The organism is Brevibacillus gelatini, assembly GCF_050920745.1.
Classification (GTDB): Bacteria; Bacillota; Bacilli; order Brevibacillales; family Brevibacillaceae; genus Brevibacillus; species Brevibacillus gelatini.
Genome location: NZ_CP154342.1, coordinates 3,332,563 through 3,355,794 on the forward strand (window position 1 = coordinate 3,332,563; position 23,232 = coordinate 3,355,794).

Below are 23,232 nucleotides of genomic sequence, written 5' to 3' on the forward strand. Positions count from 1 at the left end.
CCCTTTTAAGGAAAACTCTGCCAGCCTCCGTTTGGATTTGCCTGCTTTACTTCAGCTTCTTCGCCAAAGCCAGCAGCGCTTCTCCGCTCTTTTCACTGCCATCCAGCATGTGAATTTTTCCATCCTGCTGCCAGACGAGATGCGTCTCGTACTTGCCAGTCAAAAGCATGCCATCCGCGCCGTTTACCTTGACTTCCTTCCTGTCGCTCTTTCCGTCAGCCATGTACGGCACCGGAATGGTATGCTTCCAGTCCTCAATCGCGAGCATTTGCTTTTTCACCTGATCCGGGATGAATGGCAGCGCCAGCATCGTCTCGCGCAACTGCCCCAAATCTACGCCCTCCGGCGCTTTCAGTTCCGGCGCATCCACTACGGCGTAGGAATAGCTGTCATTGCCTGTGGCAATCCACGTCTTTTGCATCTTCGGAATTTCCAACGTGATGCGCTGGCCATTCAGCTTCTCGTCGAATTTTGCCTCCACCTGCAGTTGGGCCAACAGCTTGTTTGCCCGCTCGGTGTTGATTTCCAGGTGGACACGATACGGGGACGTGACCTCTACACCGTCCACCGCCAGCTCATCTGGCAGTTCAGGCAGCTTGACGCCCGCTTTCTCGGCAGCCTCTCTGCTGTTGTAGTATTGGTTCCGTTTGTCCTGCTTGCCTTCCTCCATGCCGTCAATCCAGATTTTCCCGATTCCTTGCAAGTCCATCTCGCCGACATTGCCGTTCGCAATCCAGCTTTCCACCTGCTGCAGGTCCTCAGGCGTCACTTTGACGAATTCGACCTTGTTCATGCGGAAAATGGACAGAAAATCGCTGGCGGCTGCCTGTACTTGCGGAAAAGAAAGGGATACGGCCACGACGGCTGCGGCCGATGCTGCCGTCATCCAGCGTTTTGTCGATTTGTTCATCTCTTGCCAACTCCTTTTCGCTCTGTGCTGCCCGTGGCTTTGCCAGTCGTGCAGCTCGCTTTTTTTCGTCTTTCCTACCGTTTGCGAGAAGCGCTGCCATGCTGCTTCGGTATCTACCTTCACCTGGTCTGCCTGGGCAAACACGTGCGCTTCGATTTTTTCACGCGACCAGTCATCCAGTGCCTTCAGCTCTTCCAGAAGAGCCTGACACTGCCCACATTCTTCCAGGTGCGCCCGAAGCTGTGCGCTTTCCTGCGCGTCGCACTCCCCGTCCAAAAACGTCTGAATCAAGCCCGTGTCGGCACATTTCATCCTTCTTCCCCCCTGAACCGTTCATATAGCTTGCGAAACTTGCTCTTCGCTCGCGCCAGAATCGTCCCGACAGAGCCCGCCTGCATCCCCGTCGCTTTGGCCAGCTCAGCATAGGGAAAGCCGGAGTATTTCATAATCAGCAAGGTCCGTTCCCGCTCATCCAGCTCTTCCAGCACTTCGCGGACGTGACTGATCGCTTCCTGTTCCAGCCATACTTCCTCGGACGAAGGCATGACACAAGCCTGATCGGCTGTCCCACGCTCTTGTCTGTCCTGCCTGCGCTTTTCCGCACGCAGATGGTTGTAGGCCGCATAGAGAGCCGCTTTAGCCAGCCATGCCGGAATATTCTCGATGGCGGAGCGGTCTGTACGATAAAAAGAGAGAAACACTTCCTGTGCAATATCCTCTGCTGTTTGCTGTTCACGCACAATCCGCATGATCTGTCGGACAACGAACGGGTAGTAGGCTGTAAACAGCTCGTGAAACGAATCCGTTTCCTCTCTGGCCCGCATCTGGTTCATCGCCAGCTTTGCCTGCACCTCCATCAATCCTCCTCCTTCCTGCAAAGCCACTGTGTCAACGCTCCCTGTTGCGTTCTACACCTTATAGAAACCGCCGAAGCCTGTTTTGTGACAGCAGAAAAAAATTATTCCTCAAAAAACGAATCCGGCTTCTCCAAAAACCTCCGGGTCAATTGATAATGCTCCGTATCCCGATAGCGAATCTGCCGTACCGGGGATTCGTCAAAGGTAAGAATGTCCGCACCGGGGTAGCCCATCAAAATCGGGGAGTGCGTCGCGATCAAAAATTGCGCCCCTTCCTCTACAAGCTCGCGCATGAGGTACAAAAAAGCCAGCTGACGCTTCGGCGACAAAGCCGCTTCCGGCTCGTCCAGCAGGTAGATCCCTTTTCCACCGAAGCGGTTGGTGAACAGGGACATGAATGCTTCCCCATGCGATTGCGAATGCAACGATCTCCCGCCATAGTTTTTCGTGCCGCCAGTCTCGTCGATGTGGCTGGCAAACTGGTAGAAGCTCTCCGCCCGCAGGAAAAAGCCGTTCGTCTGCTTGGGCAGCCAGGACAGCCTGATGTAGTCACCAAGGCTCGCTTCTGCCTTGTCCACGCGGTAGTAGTTGTGGCGGGAGCCGCCCGCTGTGTGAAAGCCGCACTGATAGGCGATGGCTTCGAGCAAGGTGGACTTGCCGGAGCCGTTTTCCCCGACAAAAAACGTCACGCTGGCCGTAAGCTCAATCGCTTCGAGTGCCCGCAAGGATGGCAAGTCAAACGGGTAGCGCCTGGCATCAGGAAACTTCTCGCGCAGCAGCTTGATCGTCCGTAAATAAACCACGATTTTTCCCTCCACACTCACTTTTTTCCCGAACCACGCCGATACAACCATAGAGAGGGGGGAGTATCGGTGGACAAGATTTCCTTTCTTCAGGAAAAAAGCGCCTTTCATATGAAATATCCGGAAAAGAGCGATCTCTCCTTTTACCGGTGGTATACACAACAGCATCCCGATGAAGCAATCGGCTGGTATTATCTCGGCCAGGCCCACGAGACCCTGGGAGACACGCAGCAGGCGCTTGCCGCTTACCGACAAAGTCTTTTTGCCAAACAAGGCCCATACTACGACGAAGCGCGAGACGCCTATCAAAAATTGCTGCGCGCACAAAAGCGGCAAGACTGGCGCAGCAGGGTACGCCTGCTGCTTGCTTCACTCGCTTTTTTGTACGCCCTGTTTGTCTTTTCACCCGGACTTTTGCAGGATGGCACGCCGGTTGCCAGCACGCAGCCGCCAGCAGTTCCGCCCAGCACGCCTGCTTTGGCGCAGCCGCACGTCGAGGTGATTGCCGTTCCTTCGACGCTTGGTCCGAAAGAGCTGCAAAACCAGGTGCGGCGCTATGTAGAGGCGCGGCGTCCGCCGCTCACGCAGCCTTATACCGTACTCGTCGTTCCGGAGGTTCCCGGATCGCCGCTCTTTACGCCGTTATTGTTTTACCAGCCCAAACAGGTACTTGGCGTTCTGAAATACAACCCAACCAGCCGGGCGGTCATCAGCCAGCGCTGGTTTGATTCGCCCGCCAGTCTTGAGGCGGAAGCGACGCTCGCCACCGTGCGAGACGACCTGGCAAGCGAGCAGCAAACGCTCCAGCATGTGCTGACCCTCCGCAACGCCCTCTTTCGCTACTATCAGCAAAAAGGGGCCCTTCCTGCCAGTCTGGCAGATTTGGCGGGCAGTTATCCCGGCAACTACTTGCCGCAGATTCCGCTTCCTCCGAAACGGCTGCTCCTCGCAAGCTATCCGTACCATCCACACGCTTTTCGGAGCGGATCAGCCTGGGCAAGCCTGCGCGACGTGCTGCCGCTGCCAGGCTATCCGGAGCCGCTGTCGCCACTTGCGCCACTCCAGATTCGGCTTGCGCAAAAGTCGTATACGCTGCAATTGGTCAGCGGGACGCATCTCGTCCGCAGCTATCCGGCAGCGATCGGCAAAAACGGCTCGACACCGGAGGGCTACTACACGATTTTGCAAAAGATCAACAAACCGCGCGGCCATGACAACATTTACGGAACACGCGGGCTAATTTTTCAAGGCAACAGCTATGCCATCCACGGCACCAACCACCCGGAAAGCATCGGAACGTCCGTCTCGCTCGGCTGTGTCCGGCTGTTCAATGCAGCCGTCGAAGAGTTGTACTCCTTTGTCTCGTTGGGCACGGAGTTCATCATCTCGGATGCCCAGTCACCCGCCCAGCCGTGGAGCAACCCGGCTCCGTTCATCCTTGCGGCGGGTCCAGAGGAAGAGACACCCAACACGGTTTACACCTGGCTGCATTAGCCCGTGGCCTTCTGCCTCTGCAAAGACGAACCAGCATCGCCACAGGTTACATGTAGATTTTATCCAGAAAAAGGAAGATGACCGCTATTCCGACAGCAAGCGGTCATCTTCCTTTTTTGGCACCACGGCACGAAGGCGGTTTGCAACTGAAAAAGCGCGCTCCCGCCTTGGGAACGCGCTGTAGTTGTATTGGTATAGCCTTATTTTTCTTCTTCCAACTGACTGATCTTTTCTTCCTGTTCTTCTTCCGGATTCCAGTAATCGAGCACTTTTCCATGCAGAACCTTGCCTTTGATAAATTCCACCTGTTGCTCGCTAAAATCCTCTGTCCAATCGACGCCCAATTCCTCAGCCAGCCGCACGACAGTCAGCAACTCTGACCAGGCAACGTAACGTTTGTACCAGAAAAACTGCGGCTGTTCGTTCATGTATGGGTAAAGGTCGTCAAAATCGGTATGTTTACAGTCGAGAGCTCGCTCAAAATTCACTTTGGCTCGGTGTAATTGGTCCTTGAAAAAAGTGGGCAAATTTCTTTGTGCGAAGTCAGACATTGACTGTCCCCCCCCTGTCTCCCGATTTACTTGTATTGTACCACGCGAAAGAAGATGTGGGAATAGCTGAATCTGTCCAATTGTCTATTCTATGCTGCTCAGCCGCCGTTCGTTCCAAACGGATCAGTCTGTTGCTGAGCGCCATCTGCAGGCTGTACGGGCTGCTGATTGCCGCCTGTGAAGCCACCTGGCTGCCCGTTGCCCGGATTTGCAATATCTGGCGGAATCTCGCCAAAATTCCCCGGATTGCCCTGGTTGCCCGGATTTCCGTTTTGACCTTGGCCGCCCGACTGTCCGCCGTTATTGTCCGGATTGTCGTTGCCACCGCCAAAGTTCGGCGGGAACTGGATCGTGCCGTCACCGTTGTCGGCTTCCGTTCCGTCCGGGATTTGTACCTGGCTGTTGCTGTCCTCGTGATGGGTTTCCCCTGCTTGAATCAGATTTTCCAGGCTTTGCGAGTTAATGCTCGTAATCGGCGAAGGTGTCTGCTCCTCGCCCTGGGCGTTGCGCGGAACGACGACATAGCGGTACTCGGTCGGATCATTCAGCGCATCGACGAACGTCGTGTCCTTCCATCCCTCTGCAATCAGCTCGCGCTCGCCATTTGGCTTGACGCGATACACATCATACGTGTAATCGGCGGCTCCGCCAATCCAGTTCAGGACAACCTTCAACTGGTTGTTGTCCAGCGTCAAATCTGCCGCCAGTTGCAGCGGTTCGACTGCTTCTTCCTCCGGCTGTTCCTCCACTACGCCATCCGGGCGCACGAAGTCGGTCGCCTTCACGCCCTTCAAGCCTGCGGCAAGCACCTTGGAGAACATTTGCGCGGTCAAGCTGCTACCCTGGCGCATCAAGTGCTGTTTGTCCTCGGGGTCGAAGCCCATCCAGACAGCGCCGACGTATTCCGGTGTATAGCCGACGAACCAGGCATCCTTGTTCACATTGCTGTCCCCGGCAATGGATTGGGTTGTACCTGTTTTTCCGGCAACATGGCGACCGGAAATGCGGGCAGCCTTCCCTGTTCCTTCCTGAACGGCCCTCTCCAGCATCGTGTGAACAGCCCATGCCGTTTGCGGTTTCAGCACCGCCGTCTGGGTTCCTTCATACTCCCGGACGACACCTTCGCTCTTGTTTTCGATTTTCGTGATCGTGTGCGCTTCGGACATGACCCCGCCGTTGACGAAAGCAGTATAGGCTTGTGCCATTTTCAGCGGAGACGTCCCTTTGCTGAGACCCCCGAGCGCAATCGCCAGGTTACGGTCCTCCGGCGCCAGCTCGATGCCGAATTTTTGCAAGTAGTTGATGCCTGTTTCGACGCCGATCTCATTCAGCAGCCAAACCGCAGGCACGTTGAGGGAGTCGATCAGCGCACGGTTCATGCTCACGGAATCGCTGTATTTGTTGTTGTAGTTGCGCGGCTCATAGCCGTTAAAGCTCTGCTTTTTGTTGCTGAGCGACGAATTCGGTCCCCACTTGCTGTCTGTGTCAATCGCTGGCGCGTACACAGCGAGCGGCTTGAAGCTGGAGCCCGGCTGACGCTTCATGTCTGTCGCGTAGTTGAAGCCTTTTGGCGCGTAGTTGCGGCCGCCCATCATCCCGGCGATCCCGCCGTTTTTCGCATCCACGACGATCATCGCCGACTCGACGCCGCGCTTCGCCCCGTCTTTCGGGAAGTTTTTCGCGTTGGCATACTCCGCGATCATGGCATCCTGCACTTTCGGATCAAACGTCGTGTACACTTGCCAGCCACCGCGGTACAGCTCTTCCTCTGTCACGCCGTACTTGGCTTCTGCTTCCTCTACCATGTGGTCGAAGAAGGCGCGGTAGCCTTTTTTCAGGCTGGCTCCGGCTACTTCCGTCGGTTCGGTAGGCAGCGGCTCGGCTTGCGCTTCGTTTTTTTGCGCCTCGGTAATGATGCCCTGCTCATACATCAGACGGATGACGGTATCCCGGCGCAGCTTCGCCTTTTCCGGGTTGTTGAACGGCGAGTAAGTCGTCGGTGCTTTCGGAATCGCTGCCAACATCGCTGCTTTGGCAATGGTGAATTTTTCGCTGCTGACAGAATGGCCAAAATAATAGTTGGACGCATCTTCGACGCCGAACTCCCCTTCACCCAAATAAATGCGGTTGAGGTACATTTCCAAAATCTGATCCTTCGAGTATCGGCGTTCCAGCCCGATCGCGATACTCATCTCTTTTGTTTTTCGCCAAAACGTTTGGTCCAGGGTGAGAAATACGTTGCGGGCCAGCTGCTGGGTAATCGTGCTTCCCCCTTCAGCCAGTGAACCTTTTTTAATGTCATTGATAATTGCTCCGCCGATCCGGACCATGTCGATGCCCTTGTGCTCGAAGAAGCGTTTGTCCTCGACGGCGAGGAACGCGTTAATCAAAATCTTCGGCATCTCGTTGATCGGCTTGTATTCACGGTTTTTTTGACGAATCAGGCTCGTCATCTCTTTGCCGTTTTTGTCGTAGATGACGGTTGGTTCTGTTCTCAAGTCTTTCAGCTTCTGTTCGTTTTCCGCAATCATCCGGTCTCCGGCATACAACAGGGCAAAGTAGCCCCCGATGACGCTCAAGATGAGAAAGACTGCGAAGCCTACGGCAATCATCAGCAAGTTGTTTTTCTTCTTCCTGACTTTCTTCTTGGCCTTGGTTGCCATTTCTTACCTCCTGGTTTTCTCTCTCCCCCCGCATCTTATATAGACGGATGCTTTTGAAAAAAGTTTCTTCCTTTTGGTTTTGGCACGTGTCTATCATTCCATACTGCTTGCCGTTTGTCACTGGAAAAGCCTATCTCCCTTGGGAGATAGGCTTCTTACGGCTGCAAAACGATTTATTTGAGCAGTTCCTCTGCGGTTGCCACGACATTTTCGACCGTAAAGCCGTACTCGCGCATGATGCGCTCGCCTGGTGCGGATGCGCCGAACTGGTTGATCGCGATAACTTTGCCGCCATCTCCGGCGTAGCGCTCCCAGCCCATTGGCGAGCCCATTTCCACTGCTACCCGTGCTTTTACGGTTGGCGGAATAACTGCATCGCGGTATTCCTTCGGCTGGCGCTCGAACAGGTTCCAGCTTGGCATGGAAACGACACGCGCTTCGATGCCGCGGGAGAGCAGTTCTTCGCGGGCTTGCATGACGAGCGATACTTCGGAGCCTGTAGCCAGCAGGATGAGCTGCGGGTTGCCGCTTGGCGCATCTGCCAGTACGTAAGCACCTTTCGTCACGCCTTCTGCCGCTTTTTCGATTGTCTCAGGCAGGACTGGCAGGTTTTGGCGAGTGAGCACCAAAACGACTGGCTCGTCTGTGCGGGATACCGCGTATTTCCACGCTTCGTTCGTCTCAACGGCATCAGCCGGACGCAAAACGGTCAAGCCTGGCATCGCGCGCAAGGAAGCGAGCTGTTCGATCGGCTCGTGAGTTGGACCGTCTTCACCGACTGCGATGGAGTCGTGCGTGAAGACGTACACAACAGGCTGCTTCATCAAGGCAGACAGACGGATCGCCGGACGCAGGTAGTCCGAGAAGACGAAGAACGTACCGCCGTATACTTTCACGCCGCCGTGCAGGGCCATACCGTTGAGGGCAGCGCCCATGGCGAACTCGCGGACACCGAACCAGATGTTGCGGCCATCGTAGGAGCCTGGCAGGAAGTTGCCTGCTTCCTTGATAACGGTGTTGTTGGAGTGAGCCAGGTCAGCAGAACCGCCCAGGAAGAACGGAACGGTTTTCGCCAGCGCATTGATCGCGTTGCCGGAAGCTACGCGCGTCGCCAGCTTGGCTCCTGCTTCGTACACAGGCATGCTCGCATCCCAGCCTGCCGGCAGATTGCCTTCCAGTGCTGTCGCAAATTGCGCAGCCAGCTCCGGATACGCCTTGGCATACGCCGCAAACTTGTCGCGCCACGCTGCTTCCGCTTTTTCGCCCGCTTCTGCCAGGCTTGCGTAGAAGTCGGCTACTTCCTGCGGCACGTGGAATTCACTTTCATGCGTCCAGTTGTAGTTCGCTTTTGTCAGCTTCACTTCTTCTTTTCCGAGCGGAGCGCCGTGAGAAGCGTTGGAACCGCCTTTGTTTGGACTGCCGTAGCCAATGACGGTTTTGACTTCGATCAAGGCAGGGCGGTCCAGGTCTTTTTTCGCTTCCGCAATCGCAGCTTCGATCGCTGCCAGATCGTTTCCGTCCTCGACACGCAAGTATTGCCAGCCGTATGCCTGATAGCGGGCCGCCACATTTTCCGAGAAAGACATGGACAGCTCGCCGTCCAGGGAGATGTCGTTCGAATCGTAGAGCACGATCAATTTGCCGAGCTTCAGGTGAGCTGCCAGGGAGGAAGCCTCGCTGGACACGCCTTCCATCAGGTCGCCGTCGCCGCAAATGACGTAGGTGTAGTGGTTGACGATGTCAAAGTTGTCGCGGTTGTAGACAGCCGCCATATGTTTTTCCGCCATGGCCATCCCGACAGCCATCGCGATCCCTTGTCCCAAAGGTCCGGTCGTCGCATCAACACCAGGCGTATGCCCGAACTCCGGGTGGCCTGGCGTCTTGCTGCCCCACTGGCGGAAGTTATGTAGGTCTTCCAGCGAAACATCGTATTTCATCAAATGCAACATCGAGTATAATAGCATAGAGCCATGTCCTGCAGACAGGACAAAACGGTCGCGGTCGATCCACTGCGGATTGCCGGGATTCACCTTCATAAAACGGCTCCACAGAACATGAGCCATAGGGGCAGCGCCCATCGGCATTCCCGGATGGCCGGAATTGGCTTTTTCGATGGCATCAATCGCCAACGTGCGGATCGTGTTAATGGATAGCTGATCGACAGACGTATGCTGAGTCATCTCGCGAAATCCTCCCTGTGCTTTTCTATAAATCACGTAGTATCGGGTAAAACACACTGTGACATTATAGCACAGTTCAAGGTCAGATTCATGCTTGCTTTCATCCAACAAGGAGGTCTTTTTTGAATGTCTTCTACCATCTACCTCATCATCGGAATTGTGCTGGCTATCGCCGGGTTCGGCATGCTGTTTGCCGCCATGAGCAGCTCGCCTGCGCTGAAAAAGAACAGGGAAAAGCTGCGCAGAAAAGCTGCAGAAAATCATCGTCCGGAGGAAGGGTGAACTATGCGAAAGTATTTTACCATGCCGGTTGCCGTGCATCTTTTTCTATTGAGAGGCAACGAGATTTTGCTGCTGCGCCGCTACAATACAGGCTATGAGGACGGAAATTACAGCGTCCCGGCCGGACATCTGGATGGCAACGAGGAAGTCAAGGCAGCGGCCATCCGCGAAGCCCGGGAAGAGTGCGGCATCGAGATTGCTCCGTCTGACCTCTCGCTCGTCGGCGTCATGCACAGGCGCTCCAGCGACGAGCGAATCGACTTTTTTGTCGCCGCCACAAGCTGGCAAGGCGAGATCGTGAACGCCGAACCGCACAAATGCGACGAGCTGGTCTGGGTGGACCTCGACCAGTTGCCGGACAACGTCATTCCGTATGTGAGAAAAGCCATTTCCAATTACAGGAAAGGCAAGTGGTTTGACAGCTTCGGCTGGGAGCAGCCCGCTGCGTTTTCCCTGACATGAAAAAGAGCCGGCTGTCCTGGGTGTTTTTCGCTCTCAGGCAGTCGGCTTCTTTTGCAATTCTCCCCTGTGCTTTGCACTTGTGGCTCGCGTCCAAATTTTCCTGCGCATGTACTGACGAGTCGTGATGTAGGAGACGCAAGCCACCCCAACTGTCCCCCATGCAATTTTCCTGTACAGGTACACTCCTGCGAGCAGTGCGTCCAGCTCGTCGGTGAACCAGTAGCCCATGAGAACGTAATGAAGCGTCCAGACGAACGTGCCGGGCAAAAAAAGCAGCAAAAGCTGGCGCAGCGGCAGCCGAAACAAGCCCGCAGCAAAAGGAACAAGGTAGCGAACCACCGGGATAAACACGCTGATCGCCAGCACCCAGCCTGCATACTCCCGCTCCCGTTTCCAAAGTCCCCATCCCAGGCGCAGACGGCGGCTGAGCAGTCGGGCCAGAACAGGTGCGCCAATCCACGCTCCGGCGAAGTAACTCGCCGCCACACCGATGAGCGCCGCCAAAAAAACGGCTGTGTACACAGTGGAAAATACCGCATCCTCATGGGCGATCTTTGCACCCAGGCTCATCACCGAAACTTCATCGGGAACGAGCTGTCCCAAAAGTTCTGTCCATAGTTCCCGCAAAAACGCTGTGCAGTCTGTCATTGCCACCGCCGCTCCTTCTCTCCATTCCTGTCTCCATGCTACAGGGTAAACCTTTCGAAAATGGAGAGAATGCCTTACGTTTTTGGAAAGGATTTCTGAAGAATTTCTTAAGAAAATGGCTGAGGGGCAGCAGAAAAGCTGGCTGAACCAGGCGATCAGCAGGCTTGGCCGTTTTTGTGCACAAAAAAACGCGCTTATCACCGCCGCATCCCAGGAGCGGCAGATAAACACGCCTTGTTCCTTTTTTTCGGTTAGATGCTGTCCAGCGCCTTGCGCTTGCTACGCACGGCTGACATGGCCTCCATAAACTCTTCCTTTTCAATCACATTCAATTCGTACAACTCGCGAATCTCGTCCTCTATCAAGAGCAGATCCCCCTCCGGGTCTCCCGTGTAGATGAACAAACCGAAGCGGTGCAGAAACGCCTTTAAATCGAACTCATCAGGGTTCGCTTTCAATGGGCTCCCTCCAGATCGACTTCCATCCTCGCGAGGACGGCATCGTAGTCAAACTCGACAGCAAATCCGGTAATGACGATAATCTTCGCATGCGGATACGCTTCCTGCCACGCCTGTTCCTCTTCAGGCTTCAAACCGACAATATAGAGCGGGTCTTTGGAAAGCAGGGGGTGCTCCTGGCACAGACGCAAAAATTCGCGGCATCTGTCCTGCTCCTGTGCGGCATTCAAGACGAGGACCGCGCGCGTCACCTCATTCGACTCCCGTTGCCCGGCGATCAGCTCAAACGTTTTCGCTGTCGGCACGATTGCATTCACCTCGGGAAAACGGTCGAGCACTTCATCCAGCCAATCATCTTCTTGCCAGGCCAGGTAGTACAGCATTGCAGTAGACATGTAACAAACACCTCATGGATATATACTAGACAACCTGCAAAACGATTCTTGTTTCTTTTCCATTATAGCATGCGGAAAGCGCCGCTGCCCACGCTGCTCGCTTGACTTCGACACTTCGTTCACGTAAGGTGGAAAATGCAAGCAACCAGCAGCTGATTTTTGTGTGAAACGAGGTATATGCTGTGAATAAGAAGTACCTGGCCCTCTTGTTCTTCATCGCCTTTTTGACCATGCTCGGGTTTGGCATCATTATTCCCATCCTCCCTTTCTTTGCAGAAAAACTGGGGGCGTCTTCCTTTCAAATCGGCGTTTTGTTCGCGAGCTACAACATCATGCAGCTTTTGTTCGCGCCCGTATGGGGAAGCCTCTCGGACCGGATCGGGCGAAAGCCGCTCGTGTCATTTGGCCTGCTCGGCTTTGCTGTCACGTTCATCCTGTTTGGGATGGCTGGCAGCTATACGGAGATGCTCATCTATCGCGTCCTTGGCGGCATCGTCTCCGCAGCCGCTCTGCCAACGGTAACAGCCATGGTCGCCGACCTGTTCCCGTCTGAAGAGCGGGCAAAAGGAATGGGCGTGGTCGGTGCCGGCATCGGGCTCAGCTTTGTGTTCGGCCCCGTCATTGGCGGCCTGCTCAGCGGGTACGGGTTTGCCATTCCGTTTTACGCTTCGGGAATCGTTGCGTTCGTTACGTTCCTTTTCATTCTTGTCGCCTTGCCGGAGAGCCTTCCCAGGGAAAAACGGGCGAATCTGCAAAAACAAGCGCGGGAAAACCCGTTCACTTCCTTGTTCGGCCCCCTGTCTTTGCTCTATGCGATCCTGTTTGTCGTCTCGTTCGCCTTTTCCGGGCTGGAGACGACCTTTGCGCTGTTCATCAGCGACTTGTACGGCTTTACGTCCAAAGACCTTGGCTACATGTTCCTCGTCATGGGCATTATTGCGGCTGTCGTGCAGGGCGGCCTGATCGGCAGGCTGGTCAAGCAGTTCGGAGAAGCATCGGTGCTCGCGCTGGGGATGATTTTTTACGGTATCGGCTTTTTCGCGATTCCGCTGTTCGGCAGCTTCTGGGCGCTCGCGTTGATTTTGTCCTTGTTCGGGGCTGGACAAGGCATGATCCGGGCGACCGCTACCGCGATGATTACGCAGCGCACTACGCAAGGACAAGGCGTCACCAGCGGGGCGATCAGCTCGATGGACAGCCTTGGGCGCATTCTGGGTCCGCTGGCGGGCGGCGCGGTCTACCAATTTTCGCACAGCGGCCCGTTTTTCCTCGGCGGCGTCCTGATGGTGCTGATTCTGCTCTGGTTTTTCCGCAGCTATCGACGGCTGCCCGAACCGGGAACGACTATGCAAACTTCGAATTAAGCAAAAGCCCGTTTGTTCGCCAAACGCCAAAGGCAGCTGAAAGGCCGCAGACTTTTTGACGTCTGCGGCCTTCGCTGCCTTTTTGCCTTGCTCCTCGTCCACTTCGCCTACGCTTCTTGCATCTGCATCCAGGCGATGTACAACTCATCCATTTCTTCTTGTACCCGCTCGCTTTCCTTTTGCCATTCCATCAGCTGCTGGTAGTCCGCCCCTGCCTGCAAAAGCAGCCTGTTCCAATGCTCTTTTTGCTCTTCCAGTTTGGCAATTCGCTCCTCCAGCTCGGACAGTTTGAAGTGGTTGAGGCGTTTGGTCTGCGTGTCATGAAAAGGACTCGCTTGCGGCGGTTTCTTTTCCGCTTCGGCTTGTGGCACTGCCTTGCTTCCTCTGCCTTTCGCTTCTTCCCCCTGTCTGTCAGCCCGCGCTGCGCTGCGCCGCTTCTGTTTTTCCCGTGCTTCCTCGTAGCTGCCGACGTCATGGACAAGCTGTCTGTCCTCCACCCAAAAAACGCCGTCGACCATCTTTTGCAAAAAATAACGGTCGTGGGAGACGATGAACAAGGTGCCGTGAAAATCAGCGAGAGCTTCTTCCAGCGTTTCCCGCGATTCAATATCGAGGTGGTTGGTCGGTTCGTCCAAAATGAGCAGGTTGATGTCCTGATGCATGAGCTGAGCCAGGCGCAGCCGCATGCGCTCGCCGCCGCTCAACTGGCTGATCCGCTTGAAGACGTGCTCGCCGTAAAACAGGAAGCGCGCCAGCAAGTGTCTCGCTTCTGCCTCCGTCACCTTCGCCACGTCGCGGAACACGTCGATCACCCGCTGATTTTGGTCCCCTTCCAACGCTTGCTGCGACAAATAGCCAACCTTGACGCTTGCGCCCAGTTTGAGCGTACCCGCATCCGGCTCGATCTCGCCCAGGAGCATGCGAATCAGCGTAGACTTCCCGCAGCCGTTTGGCCCGAGCAACGCTTTTCGCTCCCCGAAGCGCAAAAGCAGGCTGGCGTCGGAAAACAACACCTTGTCTCCGTACGCTTTGTGCACGCCTTTTGCGATCAGCACATCCTGACCGCTCCGGTCGGTCTTTTTGAACTGCAAGCCCATCCGGTCAGCTTCCATTTTCGGCCGTTCGATCCGCTCGATTCGCGCCAGCGCTTTTTCCATACTCTTCGCCCGGCGGTGAAACGATTCGTTCGGCGGGTTGGAGCGGTTGCCCCACTCCTTGAGCCGCTTGATCGTCTCCTGCATCTTTTTGATCTTTTTCTGCTGCTCCTGATAGGCGGCGAACTGCCGCAGCAAGCGCTCCTCCCGCTCGGTGACAAAAGCGCTGTAGTTGCCGATGTAATATTCCGCCTCCCCGCCGTCGACATGGTAGATGGATGTCACGACGGCATCCAGGAAGTAGCGGTCATGGGAAATAATCAGCACCGTTCCCGGATAGCTCTGCAAAAATTGCTCCAGCCACTCCATCGACTCCACATCGAGATGGTTGGTCGGCTCATCCAGCAGCAGGACATCGCTTTTTTGACACAAAAGCTTGGCCAGACCCGCCTTCGTTTTTTCTCCCCCGCTAAGCTTGGCAAAAGGTGTCGCGAGCAGCTCCGCGCTGATGCCCAACCCTTGCGTCACCTGGGCCATGCGCGTCTCCCACTGGTAGCCGTCCAGCTGCTCAAACTCGTCCTGCAGCTTCTGGTAGCGCTGCATCAGCCGGTTCAGCTCAACCTCGTTTTCATAGAGCAGGGCCAGCTGCTCTTCCAGCTCGCGCATCTGCTGCTGAAGGTGGCGGACATCGGCAAACGCGCTTGCCACCACATCTTCGCCCGTCCAGTCTGCGGGATATTGCGGAGACTGCGGCAAGTACGCCCAGACCGTTCCTTTGGCGCGGTACAGTTCGCCCGCATCCGGGCTTTCGATTCCGGCGAGCAGCTTGAACAAGGTCGTTTTCCCTGCTCCGTTTGGCCCGACGATTCCTACCCGCTCGCCCGCCTTGATTTCCAGTGTAACGCCTTGCAGAACCGGATCGGCTCCGTACGATTTTTGCAATTGTGTAGTCGCGACGATAATCATAAGTTCATTTCCTCCCTGGTTATTGGTAACGGTTCAAAATAATGGACTTCCCTGGCTGGCCCCGGCCGACTTTTGCCCCATACTTGCCCGCACACAGGCAAAAATGGACGCAAAAAAGCCGCAGGCCAATACCTGCGGCATCGTAAAGGGAGCCACTTGCAAGCGAAAACGCTGCAAGTCAGTCACCCACTATAAGCAAGAACAAACCGTCCCTGGTCGATGCATGGTACGCCTATGGAAACTCCGTTCAGTTGTATGGCTAAAAATGGGCAGACTGATCCCGTTGACAGAAAAATCATGTGTCAGACTGGAAGTTTCTACCACGAACCATGCCTGAACGGTTCCAAACACGTACATACACCTCCATTTCCAAGGATAGGTAAATCTTACCCTCTATCATATAACAGTTTCACGCCAAAAACAAGCGTCGGAAACGCTTTCCGGGGCAACGCCTGCTGTCCTCGCTCAGCTCTCAAACAAAGGCTTGTTCGTATCCGCATCGATGAACGAAATCGTCGTGTACGGCGGGAGCTTCACCTTTGCCGTCAGGTACGGATAGGCGATCACTTGCGGATACATCATCCCCGGTGCAGGGTCCGTCTGTTTTACGTAAACAAACAGTTGCTCAAAGCTTTGCTCGACCTTCGTCACTTCCAGACCATAGCCGGGATGAGGGGTCTGTCCGCGGGCGATGACGTACAAATCTCCCTGCTGATGAATGCCCTGCTTTCCTTTGACGGACTCGATAAATGCCTGCTCTTCTTTGCTCAACTGTGTTTCATCCACGAGAACAAATGAATCGTTTTGCGCTTTGGACACGATTTCCACCGCCTTTTTCTCCGCATTCCAGACAATCTCATGCCCTGCCTGCTCCACGAGCCAGCGCAGCGGCAGGTACACCTCTTTGTCGCGGACAAGCGCAGCCTCGCCGCCTGCTACGGGCTTGCCGTCCACCGTCACTTTGCCTGCGTCCAACTGGAACACAATCGTTCGCTCGCCCAGTTTCAACTGCCCTTTTTGTCCGTCGAGCGTCCAAACTCCTTGCAGCAAGCTCGCTGCATCCTTGGCGTGTACATATGTTTTCTGCTGGTGAAGAATCGCCTGCTTTTGCAGGGCTGCCGTTTTTCCATCGACCAGGACGATTGTCGTCTGCGTTCCGTTCGCCGCCGCAAGAGCCGGGGGCACGGCAAGCAGTTGGAGGCTCAGTGCAACAGCCATCCATGCCTTTCCTCTCATCGTTGTTCCTCCATTTCATTGCTGTCGGATTGTTTCTATCTTGTTAGACTTTCCCTCGTTCTTATTCGTTTCAGGGCGAGTGCCTAAAAAAAAATCGGCCTGCCATCTGCGGCAGGACCGGATCTCGTGGTGTAGGCAAAAAATCAGTGCAGCAGCCAGTTTCCCATCAGCAAAACGGCTGGAATCGTCAACAGCGCCAGCAGTGTGGAAAACACTGTCGTCATCGCGCCCATTTCCTCATCCGCTTTATACCGCCCAAACAAAATCGAGGCGAGCGTCAAGGTAGGCATGGCTACCTGTACAAGCGTGACGCTGACAATATCTCTGTCCAGCGAAGAAAGCGACAGCAGCAAGGCCGTCAGCAGCGGAAAGACGAACAGCTTGAAGGCCAGCGGCATCCCGAGCAGCGGCAGGGATACTTGCGGCTTGTTGCGCAAAAACAGCGGAAGCAGCATCCCGATATACATCATGGCGAGCGGCGAAGCCAGCTTCGCCAGCGTGCCAAACAGTTGCTTGACCGGCTCCGGCGGGGCAAAGCCGACGAGAGCGGAGCCCAGCCCGAACACAATGGCCAACATCGGAATATTGACAAGCGTTTTTAACCCTTTCAGCGAAAACGAGCCTTTTTCCTGAAGCATCATTACCCCGACCGTCCAGAGCACAACGTCCACGCCAGCGTCAAAGATCGCCGCCAGCAAGGCGCCTTTTGGCCCGAACAAGGCGGCACACAGCGGAAGCCCGATGAAGCCTGTATTGCCAAGCCCGGACAGAATGGCGATTTCACGCCGTTTTTTCGCAGGCAGCGGCAGCGCCCGTGCCCCGGCCCAGCCAAGAAAAATGCCGAGACAGTTCAAGATGACCGAAATGGCGAATATTGCAAAAATTTGCACCAAAAGCTGCTGGTCGATTTGCGTCCGAAAAATCCCGTCCAAAATGATGCACGGCATCGCCACATTAACAATGATCGTAATGACAAGCTGACGGGAATCGGCCGTCAGCGGCTGGCGATAACCGATCAGGCTACCGATGCCGATAATGACGGCCATGATGAGGACGGATTGCTGCAACGTTTGAAATTCCATCGCCCGCTTCCCCCGTTTACGCTTCCACAGGCTGCCACTGCAGCTCTTGCGGTTCGCCTTTGTCACATGTTCGAAGCAAATCGCCGCACACCGGAACGGCCTTTTCCAGCGGGATGCACCAGGAAATCGGGAACACCGCCTCGTCGCCCTCGATGACAAGCGACGCCATCACTGCACTCTGCTCGCCTGTAGTCAGCACGAAATGCTGCTCACCCGGCTCGTGCTCCTTCCATTGAACCAGCACCTTGCCTTTGTTTCCGCCAGCCACCACCAAATCCACATGGTCGCCGTACGCCGCATGCACAAGCGTTCGGCTCTCGCCGTCCAACTGCGCGATTTCCCTCAACACTTCATGCCAGGCTACGTGCTTTTGCTCTGTTTTGCTTGCATCCGTATACATACGCCAGTCGTTTAACATGCTGATTGACTCCTTTTATCGGTTCGTTGTTGTCGCATCTATTTCATCCTTTTTTCTCACCAAAAAGCAGGCAAATGCCCGAGGTCGTACTCATTGTACGCTATCTTCGTCCACTAGCTCAACCACTACTTGCACAACAGCTTCTGCCGCACACATAGCCATGGTGCAATTGGAGAATCCTGATAGAAGGAACCCGTTCACAAAAACAAATTCATAGTAATATAATCGGAATTGCGATTTTTATGATTGACAAAGCCCGATTCGCCTACTACTATGAATCCATGAAAATTCGATCAACATAAAGGGGATTTGCATCATGAAAAAAGTCATTTTCTCCACTCTGCTCTCTTGCCTGTTGTTGGGACTCGTTGGCTGCAGCAGCTCTGGCGCACCTTCCCAATCCGATAATGCAACACAGCCAGCCGCGGCGCAAAACCTGCTGGAAAAAGTAAAAGCGGAGAAAAAGCTCGTCATCGGGACGGAAGGTACATACTCGCCGTTTACGTTCCATGACCAATCCGGCAAACTGACCGGATACGATGTCGAGGTTGCAACCGAAGTCGCCAAGCGCCTTGGTGTCGAACCTGTATTTCAGGAAACCCAATGGGATGCCATGTTCGCCGGACTGGATTCCAAGCGCTTTGACGTGATTGCCAACCAGGTAGGGATTCGCCCAGACCGCCAGGAAAAATACGATTTTTCCAAGCCGTACTCGATCTCCCGCGCCGTTCTCGTCACACACAAGGATAATACAACTGTAAAAGACTTCGCGGACATCAAAGGCTTGAAGGCCGGCCAGTCCATGACCAGCAACTACGCCGACCTCGCCCGTTCGCACGGAGCGGAAATCGTCGCCGTCGACAACTTCAACCAGGCGATTGACCTGATCGCGCAAAAACGCGTCGACGTCGTCATCAACGACAACCTGTCCGTGCTCGACTTCCTGAAACAAAAGCCGGACACGCCTATTCAAATCGTGAGCAAAAACGAAGAAGGCCAGCCTACCGCATTCATGTTCCGCAAAGGCAGCACAGAACTGGCAGACGAAATCAACAAGGTGCTGGATGAAATGCAGCAGGACGGCACTCTGAAATCCATCTCGGAAAAATGGTTCGGCGAAGACATCACGAAGTAATCGCTCGTTGACAAAATTGTCTGTCCCTTTTAGTATGTTTCTAATCAAAAACATATTGGTTTAGTGGGGGTTCCTTTATGAAAAAAATATTGTTTTCCGTTTTCGCCTCTGCTTTGCTGGTCGCTTTGGCCGGCTGCGGGTCCTCTTCTTCCCAGGCACCACAAAACAATGCAGCACCCGCTCCAGCAGCGAGCGAAGAGAAGACAGAGCAAAACCTGCTGGAAAAAGTAAAAGCGGACGGAAAAATCTTGATCGGGACCGAGGGCACCTATGCTCCGTTCACCTTCCATGACCAGTCTGGCAAACTGACCGGCTATGACGTGGAGGTGGTAACGGAAGTCGCCAAGCGGATCGGCGTTGAGCCTGTGTTCCAGGAAACCCAGTGGGACGCGATGTTCGCCGGACTGGATTCCAAGCGCTTTGACGTCGTGGCGAACCAGGTGGGAATCCGCCCGGACAGACAGGAAAAATACGATTTTTCCAATCCATACACCGTATCGACGGCTGTGCTTGTGACCCACAAGGACAACACGACCGTCAACGGCTTTGAAGACATCAAGGGCTTGAAAGCGGCGCAAACGCTGACGAGCAACCTCACGGACATCGCGCGGAAAAACGGCGCAGAAATCGTCGCGGTAGAAGGCTTCAACCAGGCGATCGACCTGCTCACCTCCAAACGTGTCGACATCACGATCAACGACGGCCTGTCGCTTCTGGACTTCCTCAAGCAAAAGCCGGATACGCCGATCAAAATCGTGGCAAAAGATCCGAATGTAGCAAAAAACGGGTTCCTCTTCCGCAAAGGCAGCACCGAGCTGGTTGACGCGTTCAACAAAGCGCTGGATGACATGACGCAAGACGGTACCCTCGCAAAAATTTCCGAGAAATGGTTTGGTGCAGATGTTTCTAAGTAACTTCTTTGACAACCCGGAACGCCTGAACCGATGGATCGAGATTGCGCAAAGCTCCTTTCTGCCTCTTCTGAAAGGAGCCTTGCTCTATTCTTTGACACTTGCCATCGTTTCTTTTTTCTTCGGCCTGATTATCGCCGTCCTGACCGCTTTGGCCCGCCTGTCCGGCATCAAGCCGCTGGTGGGCATCGCCCGTTTTTATGTATCGCTCATTCGCGGGACGCCGCTGCTGGTGCAGCTGTACATCATTTTCTACGGCTTGCCGAGCGTCGGGATCATGATCGACCCGTTCCCGTCCGCCATCATCGGCTTTTCGCTCAGTGTCGGCGCCTATTCCTCCGAAGTCGTGCGGGCCGCCATCCTGTCCATTCACAAAGGACAGTGGGAAGCGGCGTACTCTCTCGGAATGACGTACTGGCAGGCGCTGCGCCGGGTCGTGCTTCCACAGGCAGCCCGCGTCTCGGTTCCCCCTCTGTCCAACTCGTTTATCAGTCTGGTCAAGGATACGTCGCTGGCTGCGGCCATTCTCGTTTCCGAGATGTTCCGCAAAGCACAGGAGATCGTCGCCTCTACCTACGAGCCTCTGCTCGTCTATACGGAGGCAGCACTCATTTACTGGATGATTTGCTTTGTCCTTTCTTTTCTCCAGGACCGGATTGAACACAAGCTGGACCGCTACGTCTAAAAAGCAGGTGAACACAGATGATTACCATCACGGATTTGCATAAACAGTTTCACAACTTGCATGTGCTAAAAGGCATCTCCCTGACCGTGGAAAAAGGGAAGGTCGTCGTCATCATCGGCCCTTCCGGCTCCGGGAAGACAACGCTGCTGCGCTGCCTGAATGCGCTGGAGGTGCCGACCAGCGGCAGCGTGCAGATCGGTGATGTCAAGCTGGACTTTTCGCAAAAAGTCGAGCGCGCAAGCATCTCCCGGCTGCGCAAACAGACAGGGATGGTTTTTCAAAGCTACAACCTGTTCCCGCACATGACCGCCGTGGAAAATGTCATGGAAGGCCCTGTGACCGTCAAAAAGGAAAGCAAAGAAAGTGCGCGGGCCAAAGCTGCCAATCTGCTGTCCAAGGTAGGGCTCGGCGACAAGCTCGACCATTACCCGGCACAGCTCTCCGGCGGCCAGCAGCAGCGTGTCGGGATTGCCCGTGCGCTGGCGATGGACCCGCAAGTCATGCTGTTCGACGAGCCGACCTCTGCGCTCGATCCCGAACTGGTCGGCGAAGTGCTGAAAGTCATGAAAGAACTGGCCCAGGAAGGCATGACAATGGTCGTCGTTACGCACGAAATGGGCTTTGCCCGCGAAGTTGCCGACGAGGTCATTTTCATGGACCAGGGCGTCATCGTCGAACGCGATACCCCCGCCAGCCTGTTCGCTTCGCCGCGCGAGGAGCGCACGCGCCAGTTTTTGCAGCATTTGAAGGCGTAACGCTCTCAAGCAGCGAGAAAGCCGTATTGCGCCAGGCCATTTACGAAGCTTATCTTTGTACAAAAAAGACTCTGCCAGGCTCGAAAAGCCGTGTACAGAGTCTTTTTTGCTTGTAGTGCCTATCAGTGTTTAATCATCCCAAAAAGAAGTGACCAGGAGAATGATGAGGATGATCCAAAGAAACCCGCCACCTCCGAAGCCGAAACCACGCCTGCATCCCATGGCTTTCCTCTCCTCTCTTCTCACGTCGTAGCGCAGAGCTGACCTTGCAAAGAGGCCAGCCCTTCTTTTCAGCTTATGACAACCACTAGCTGTCCGCATGGATGCCTGTCTAGTTGATCGGCAAAATAAAAAAAAACAGGTGCTTGCCCTCTTCATCTGTCCGCCGCCCAAATTTTAACAAATGCTTTATGCTGCCTCTACTCTCCCTTAACATGTCCGCTCTATGATAATATTGTCAGACCCTACGATGGACGTTACGTCCTCCATTCCCGCCCGAATAGCCCCCTTCCAGTCGGGCGGGCTTTTTTTCCTGGACTGGTGCGTGGTCAGGAAATCCTTTACAATAGCAAACAGAAGAAATATTCCTGAAATTCGTCGGGGAGGTCGTTTTCGCCATGGGTTATCAGCAAGCATTGGAGCAATACATCGCCGCTACGAACACGCACGACTTTTCAAACGTGGAAAAGGTGCTGCACCCGCAAGCTGTCTACTGGTTCTCAGACAAGACTTGCACGTCCATGAATGAAATCCGCCGCTACTTCGAGAACGCCTGGGACGTCATCCGGGAAGAGGTGTACGCCGCGACAGACGTGCAGTGGATCAGCGTCGACCAGCAATCCGCGACCTGTCTGTACACGTACCGGTACGAAGGCTATTCCAACGGCAAATTCGTCTCCGGGAGCGGCCGGGCCACGAATGTGTTTGTCAAAACAGCGTCTGGGGAGTGGAAGCTGATTCATGAGCATTTGAGCGGCAATCCGGAGTAAGGGGGAGAAGTTGCAGGGAGAAGCAAGAGAAGGATTCTTTCTGCGAGCACAATCGCACCTGTTGTTATCGGGTTGCAGTGGCTTAGGTAGACAAAACGAAGCCTCCCCTTGACTGCGGGGAGGTTTCGCTTCGCTCGGCACTTATTCAAACCGCGTAAATTTCTCTTCCGCCCGCGTCCGTGGGCGAGCTTCCGGCACGTCCTTCTCGTCGAAAAAGCCAAGGTGCAAAAAGCCGACGATTTTCTCGCCTGGGGCAACGCCCAGAATCTGATGCGCTTTTGGGTCCCAGTTGTGCGCGTTTGTTTTCCAGACGACACCGAGATTGCGCTCCCACGCCAGGAGCTGGAAGTTTTGAATCAGGGCGCAAACGGCGCTGAAATCTTCCTCCCACTGCTTTTGCCGCGGGTCTTCTTTCATGATGACAATCAGGTAAGCCGCTGGCTGATTGTACATCTCTCGGCGTGCCTCGTGCGTTTCCGGCGGATAGACGGTAATCAGCTTCTCGACAAACGCTTCTTTTTTCTCAGACGGCACAAACACAAAGCGCCATGGCTCACGCAAACCGTGGTTCGGTGCGTACACGGCATCATTCAGCAGCTCCAGTACAAGTTCCTCCGGCACGGCATCCGGTTTATAGCCCTTTTTTATCGAGCGGCGCTCGCGAATGACTTTGGCAATGGACATATGGTTCACCTTCTTTGGATGGACATCAGCATTTCGTGATAATGGTTATCAGTATCATATGTTAGCGCTTGCTTGGCGGAAAAGCAAGAAAAAAAATGCAAAAATATACTTCACATTCAAGGGGAATAGTTCAAACAATAAAAAGAAAAACTTCATCTTTAGCACCTATTTTTTCGTGCCATTAGATGAAGTTTTCTACTTAGATTAATT

23 protein-coding genes are annotated in these 23,232 nt (G+C 54.6%); 9 read left to right on the forward strand and 14 right to left on the reverse strand.

The window, feature by feature from the left end; translation table 11 throughout:
- Window positions 1–46: 46 nt before the first annotated feature.
- From AAFJ72_RS16155 to AAFJ72_RS16165, 3 genes are all read right to left on the reverse strand, one after another.
- Complete coding sequence (locus tag AAFJ72_RS16155) at window positions 47–1,222, reverse strand: anti-sigma factor family protein (protein WP_432774727.1); 1,176 nt, start codon at window positions 1,220–1,222, stop codon at window positions 47–49.
- A complete protein-coding gene (locus AAFJ72_RS16160) occupies window positions 1,219–1,767 on the reverse strand; it encodes an RNA polymerase sigma factor SigX (RefSeq protein ID WP_122903318.1) in 549 nt (182 codons plus the stop codon). Before AAFJ72_RS16160 ends, AAFJ72_RS16155 begins: the two co-directional genes overlap by 4 nt.
- A 101-nt stretch (window positions 1,768–1,868) precedes the next feature.
- Window positions 1,869–2,570 carry an AAA family ATPase gene (locus tag AAFJ72_RS16165; RefSeq protein ID WP_122903319.1) on the reverse strand — a complete coding sequence of 234 codons (702 nt, stop codon included), beginning with the start codon at window positions 2,568–2,570 and terminating at the stop codon, window positions 1,869–1,871.
- Window positions 2,571–2,639: 69 nt separating this feature from the next.
- Here AAFJ72_RS16165 and AAFJ72_RS16170 point away from each other — a divergent pair, with 69 nt between their 5' ends.
- Complete coding sequence (locus AAFJ72_RS16170) at window positions 2,640–4,064, forward strand: L,D-transpeptidase family protein (RefSeq protein WP_432774728.1); 1,425 nt, start codon at window positions 2,640–2,642, stop codon at window positions 4,062–4,064.
- A 200-nt stretch (window positions 4,065–4,264) separates the two neighbouring features.
- On the opposite strand, the gene AAFJ72_RS16175 is transcribed toward AAFJ72_RS16170, so the two are convergent.
- The 3 genes from AAFJ72_RS16175 to tkt form a co-directional block, all read right to left on the reverse strand.
- Window positions 4,265–4,615, reverse strand: coding sequence for a hypothetical protein (locus tag AAFJ72_RS16175; protein ID WP_432774729.1), 351 nt, complete (start codon window positions 4,613–4,615; stop codon window positions 4,265–4,267).
- Window positions 4,616–4,713: 98 nt separating this feature from the next.
- Window positions 4,714–7,278 carry a PBP1A family penicillin-binding protein gene (locus AAFJ72_RS16180; protein WP_432774730.1) on the reverse strand — a complete coding sequence of 855 codons (2,565 nt, stop codon included), beginning with the start codon at window positions 7,276–7,278 and terminating at the stop codon, window positions 4,714–4,716.
- A gap of 173 nt (window positions 7,279–7,451) precedes the next feature.
- Window positions 7,452–9,458, reverse strand: a complete 2,007-nt coding sequence (gene tkt / locus AAFJ72_RS16185; protein ID WP_122903323.1) for a transketolase — start codon at window positions 9,456–9,458, stop codon at window positions 7,452–7,454.
- Window positions 9,459–9,584: 126 nt separating this feature from the next.
- On the opposite strand from tkt, the gene AAFJ72_RS16190 reads away from it, so the two are divergent.
- Both AAFJ72_RS16190 and AAFJ72_RS16195 read left to right on the forward strand, forming a co-directional pair.
- Entirely contained in the window at window positions 9,585–9,740 is a 156-nt protein-coding gene (locus AAFJ72_RS16190) for a hypothetical protein (RefSeq protein WP_170163360.1), read from the forward strand.
- Window positions 9,741–9,743: 3 nt separating this feature from the next.
- Window positions 9,744–10,202 carry an NUDIX hydrolase gene (locus tag AAFJ72_RS16195; protein ID WP_122903324.1) on the forward strand — a complete coding sequence of 153 codons (459 nt, stop codon included), beginning with the start codon at window positions 9,744–9,746 and terminating at the stop codon, window positions 10,200–10,202.
- Between the two features lie 33 nt (window positions 10,203–10,235).
- On the opposite strand, the gene AAFJ72_RS16200 is transcribed toward AAFJ72_RS16195, so the two are convergent.
- The 3 genes from AAFJ72_RS16200 to AAFJ72_RS16210 form a co-directional block, all read right to left on the reverse strand.
- The gene (locus AAFJ72_RS16200) at window positions 10,236–10,850 is read right to left on the reverse strand and encodes a DedA family protein (RefSeq protein ID WP_122903325.1); all 615 of its coding nucleotides are present in this window, start codon (window positions 10,848–10,850) and stop codon (window positions 10,236–10,238) included.
- Window positions 10,851–11,101: 251 nt separating this feature from the next.
- Window positions 11,102–11,308: a YqgQ family protein gene (locus AAFJ72_RS16205; RefSeq protein ID WP_122903326.1), complete on the reverse strand. Its 207-nt coding sequence runs from the start codon at window positions 11,306–11,308 to the stop codon at window positions 11,102–11,104.
- Complete coding sequence (locus AAFJ72_RS16210; RefSeq protein ID WP_122903327.1) at window positions 11,305–11,703, reverse strand: hypothetical protein; 399 nt, start codon at window positions 11,701–11,703, stop codon at window positions 11,305–11,307. The genes AAFJ72_RS16205 and AAFJ72_RS16210 overlap by 4 nt, the downstream gene beginning before the upstream one ends.
- Window positions 11,704–11,885: 182 nt before the next feature.
- On the opposite strand from AAFJ72_RS16210, the gene AAFJ72_RS16215 reads away from it, so the two are divergent.
- Entirely contained in the window at window positions 11,886–13,067 is a 1,182-nt protein-coding gene (locus tag AAFJ72_RS16215) for an MFS transporter (RefSeq protein ID WP_432774732.1), read from the forward strand.
- 107 nt (window positions 13,068–13,174) lie between these two features.
- Here AAFJ72_RS16215 and abc-f read toward each other — a convergent pair whose 3' ends face one another.
- The 4 genes from abc-f to AAFJ72_RS16235 all read right to left on the reverse strand — a co-directional run bounded on the left by abc-f (window position 13,175) and on the right by AAFJ72_RS16235 (window position 17,863).
- Complete coding sequence (gene abc-f, locus AAFJ72_RS16220; RefSeq protein ID WP_432774734.1) at window positions 13,175–15,127, reverse strand: ribosomal protection-like ABC-F family protein; 1,953 nt, start codon at window positions 15,125–15,127, stop codon at window positions 13,175–13,177.
- A gap of 465 nt (window positions 15,128–15,592) precedes the next feature.
- The gene (locus AAFJ72_RS16225) at window positions 15,593–16,363 is read right to left on the reverse strand and encodes a stalk domain-containing protein (protein WP_432774735.1); all 771 of its coding nucleotides are present in this window, start codon (window positions 16,361–16,363) and stop codon (window positions 15,593–15,595) included.
- A 143-nt stretch (window positions 16,364–16,506) separates the two neighbouring features.
- Window positions 16,507–17,445 carry an AEC family transporter gene (locus tag AAFJ72_RS16230; protein ID WP_432774737.1) on the reverse strand — a complete coding sequence of 313 codons (939 nt, stop codon included), beginning with the start codon at window positions 17,443–17,445 and terminating at the stop codon, window positions 16,507–16,509.
- A gap of 16 nt (window positions 17,446–17,461) precedes the next feature.
- On the reverse strand, window positions 17,462–17,863 hold the full coding sequence (locus AAFJ72_RS16235) for a hypothetical protein (protein ID WP_432774739.1): 402 nt from the start codon (window positions 17,861–17,863) through the stop codon (window positions 17,462–17,464).
- A gap of 316 nt (window positions 17,864–18,179) precedes the next feature.
- Here AAFJ72_RS16235 and AAFJ72_RS16240 point away from each other — a divergent pair, with 316 nt between their 5' ends.
- The 5 genes from AAFJ72_RS16240 (at window position 18,180) to AAFJ72_RS16260 (ending at window position 22,338) form a co-directional block, all read left to right on the forward strand.
- On the forward strand, window positions 18,180–18,998 hold the full coding sequence (locus AAFJ72_RS16240; RefSeq protein WP_122903333.1) for an amino acid ABC transporter substrate-binding protein: 819 nt from the start codon (window positions 18,180–18,182) through the stop codon (window positions 18,996–18,998).
- A 77-nt stretch (window positions 18,999–19,075) separates the two neighbouring features.
- Window positions 19,076–19,912: an amino acid ABC transporter substrate-binding protein gene (locus tag AAFJ72_RS16245; RefSeq protein ID WP_432774740.1), complete on the forward strand. Its 837-nt coding sequence runs from the start codon at window positions 19,076–19,078 to the stop codon at window positions 19,910–19,912.
- Window positions 19,899–20,594, forward strand: coding sequence for an amino acid ABC transporter permease (locus AAFJ72_RS16250; RefSeq protein WP_432774741.1), 696 nt, complete (start codon window positions 19,899–19,901; stop codon window positions 20,592–20,594). Before AAFJ72_RS16245 ends, AAFJ72_RS16250 begins: the two co-directional genes overlap by 14 nt.
- Before the next feature lie 17 nt (window positions 20,595–20,611).
- Window positions 20,612–21,349 (forward strand): amino acid ABC transporter ATP-binding protein, encoded by a 738-nt coding sequence (locus AAFJ72_RS16255; RefSeq protein ID WP_122903335.1) that lies wholly within the window; start codon window positions 20,612–20,614, stop codon window positions 21,347–21,349.
- A gap of 617 nt (window positions 21,350–21,966) precedes the next feature.
- The gene (locus tag AAFJ72_RS16260; RefSeq protein ID WP_432774742.1) at window positions 21,967–22,338 is read left to right on the forward strand and encodes a YybH family protein; all 372 of its coding nucleotides are present in this window, start codon (window positions 21,967–21,969) and stop codon (window positions 22,336–22,338) included.
- A 141-nt stretch (window positions 22,339–22,479) separates the two neighbouring features.
- On the opposite strand, the gene AAFJ72_RS16265 is transcribed toward AAFJ72_RS16260, so the two are convergent.
- Window positions 22,480–23,022, reverse strand: a complete 543-nt coding sequence (locus AAFJ72_RS16265) for a nitroreductase family protein (RefSeq protein WP_122903338.1) — start codon at window positions 23,020–23,022, stop codon at window positions 22,480–22,482.
- Window positions 23,023–23,232 lie beyond the last annotated feature (210 nt).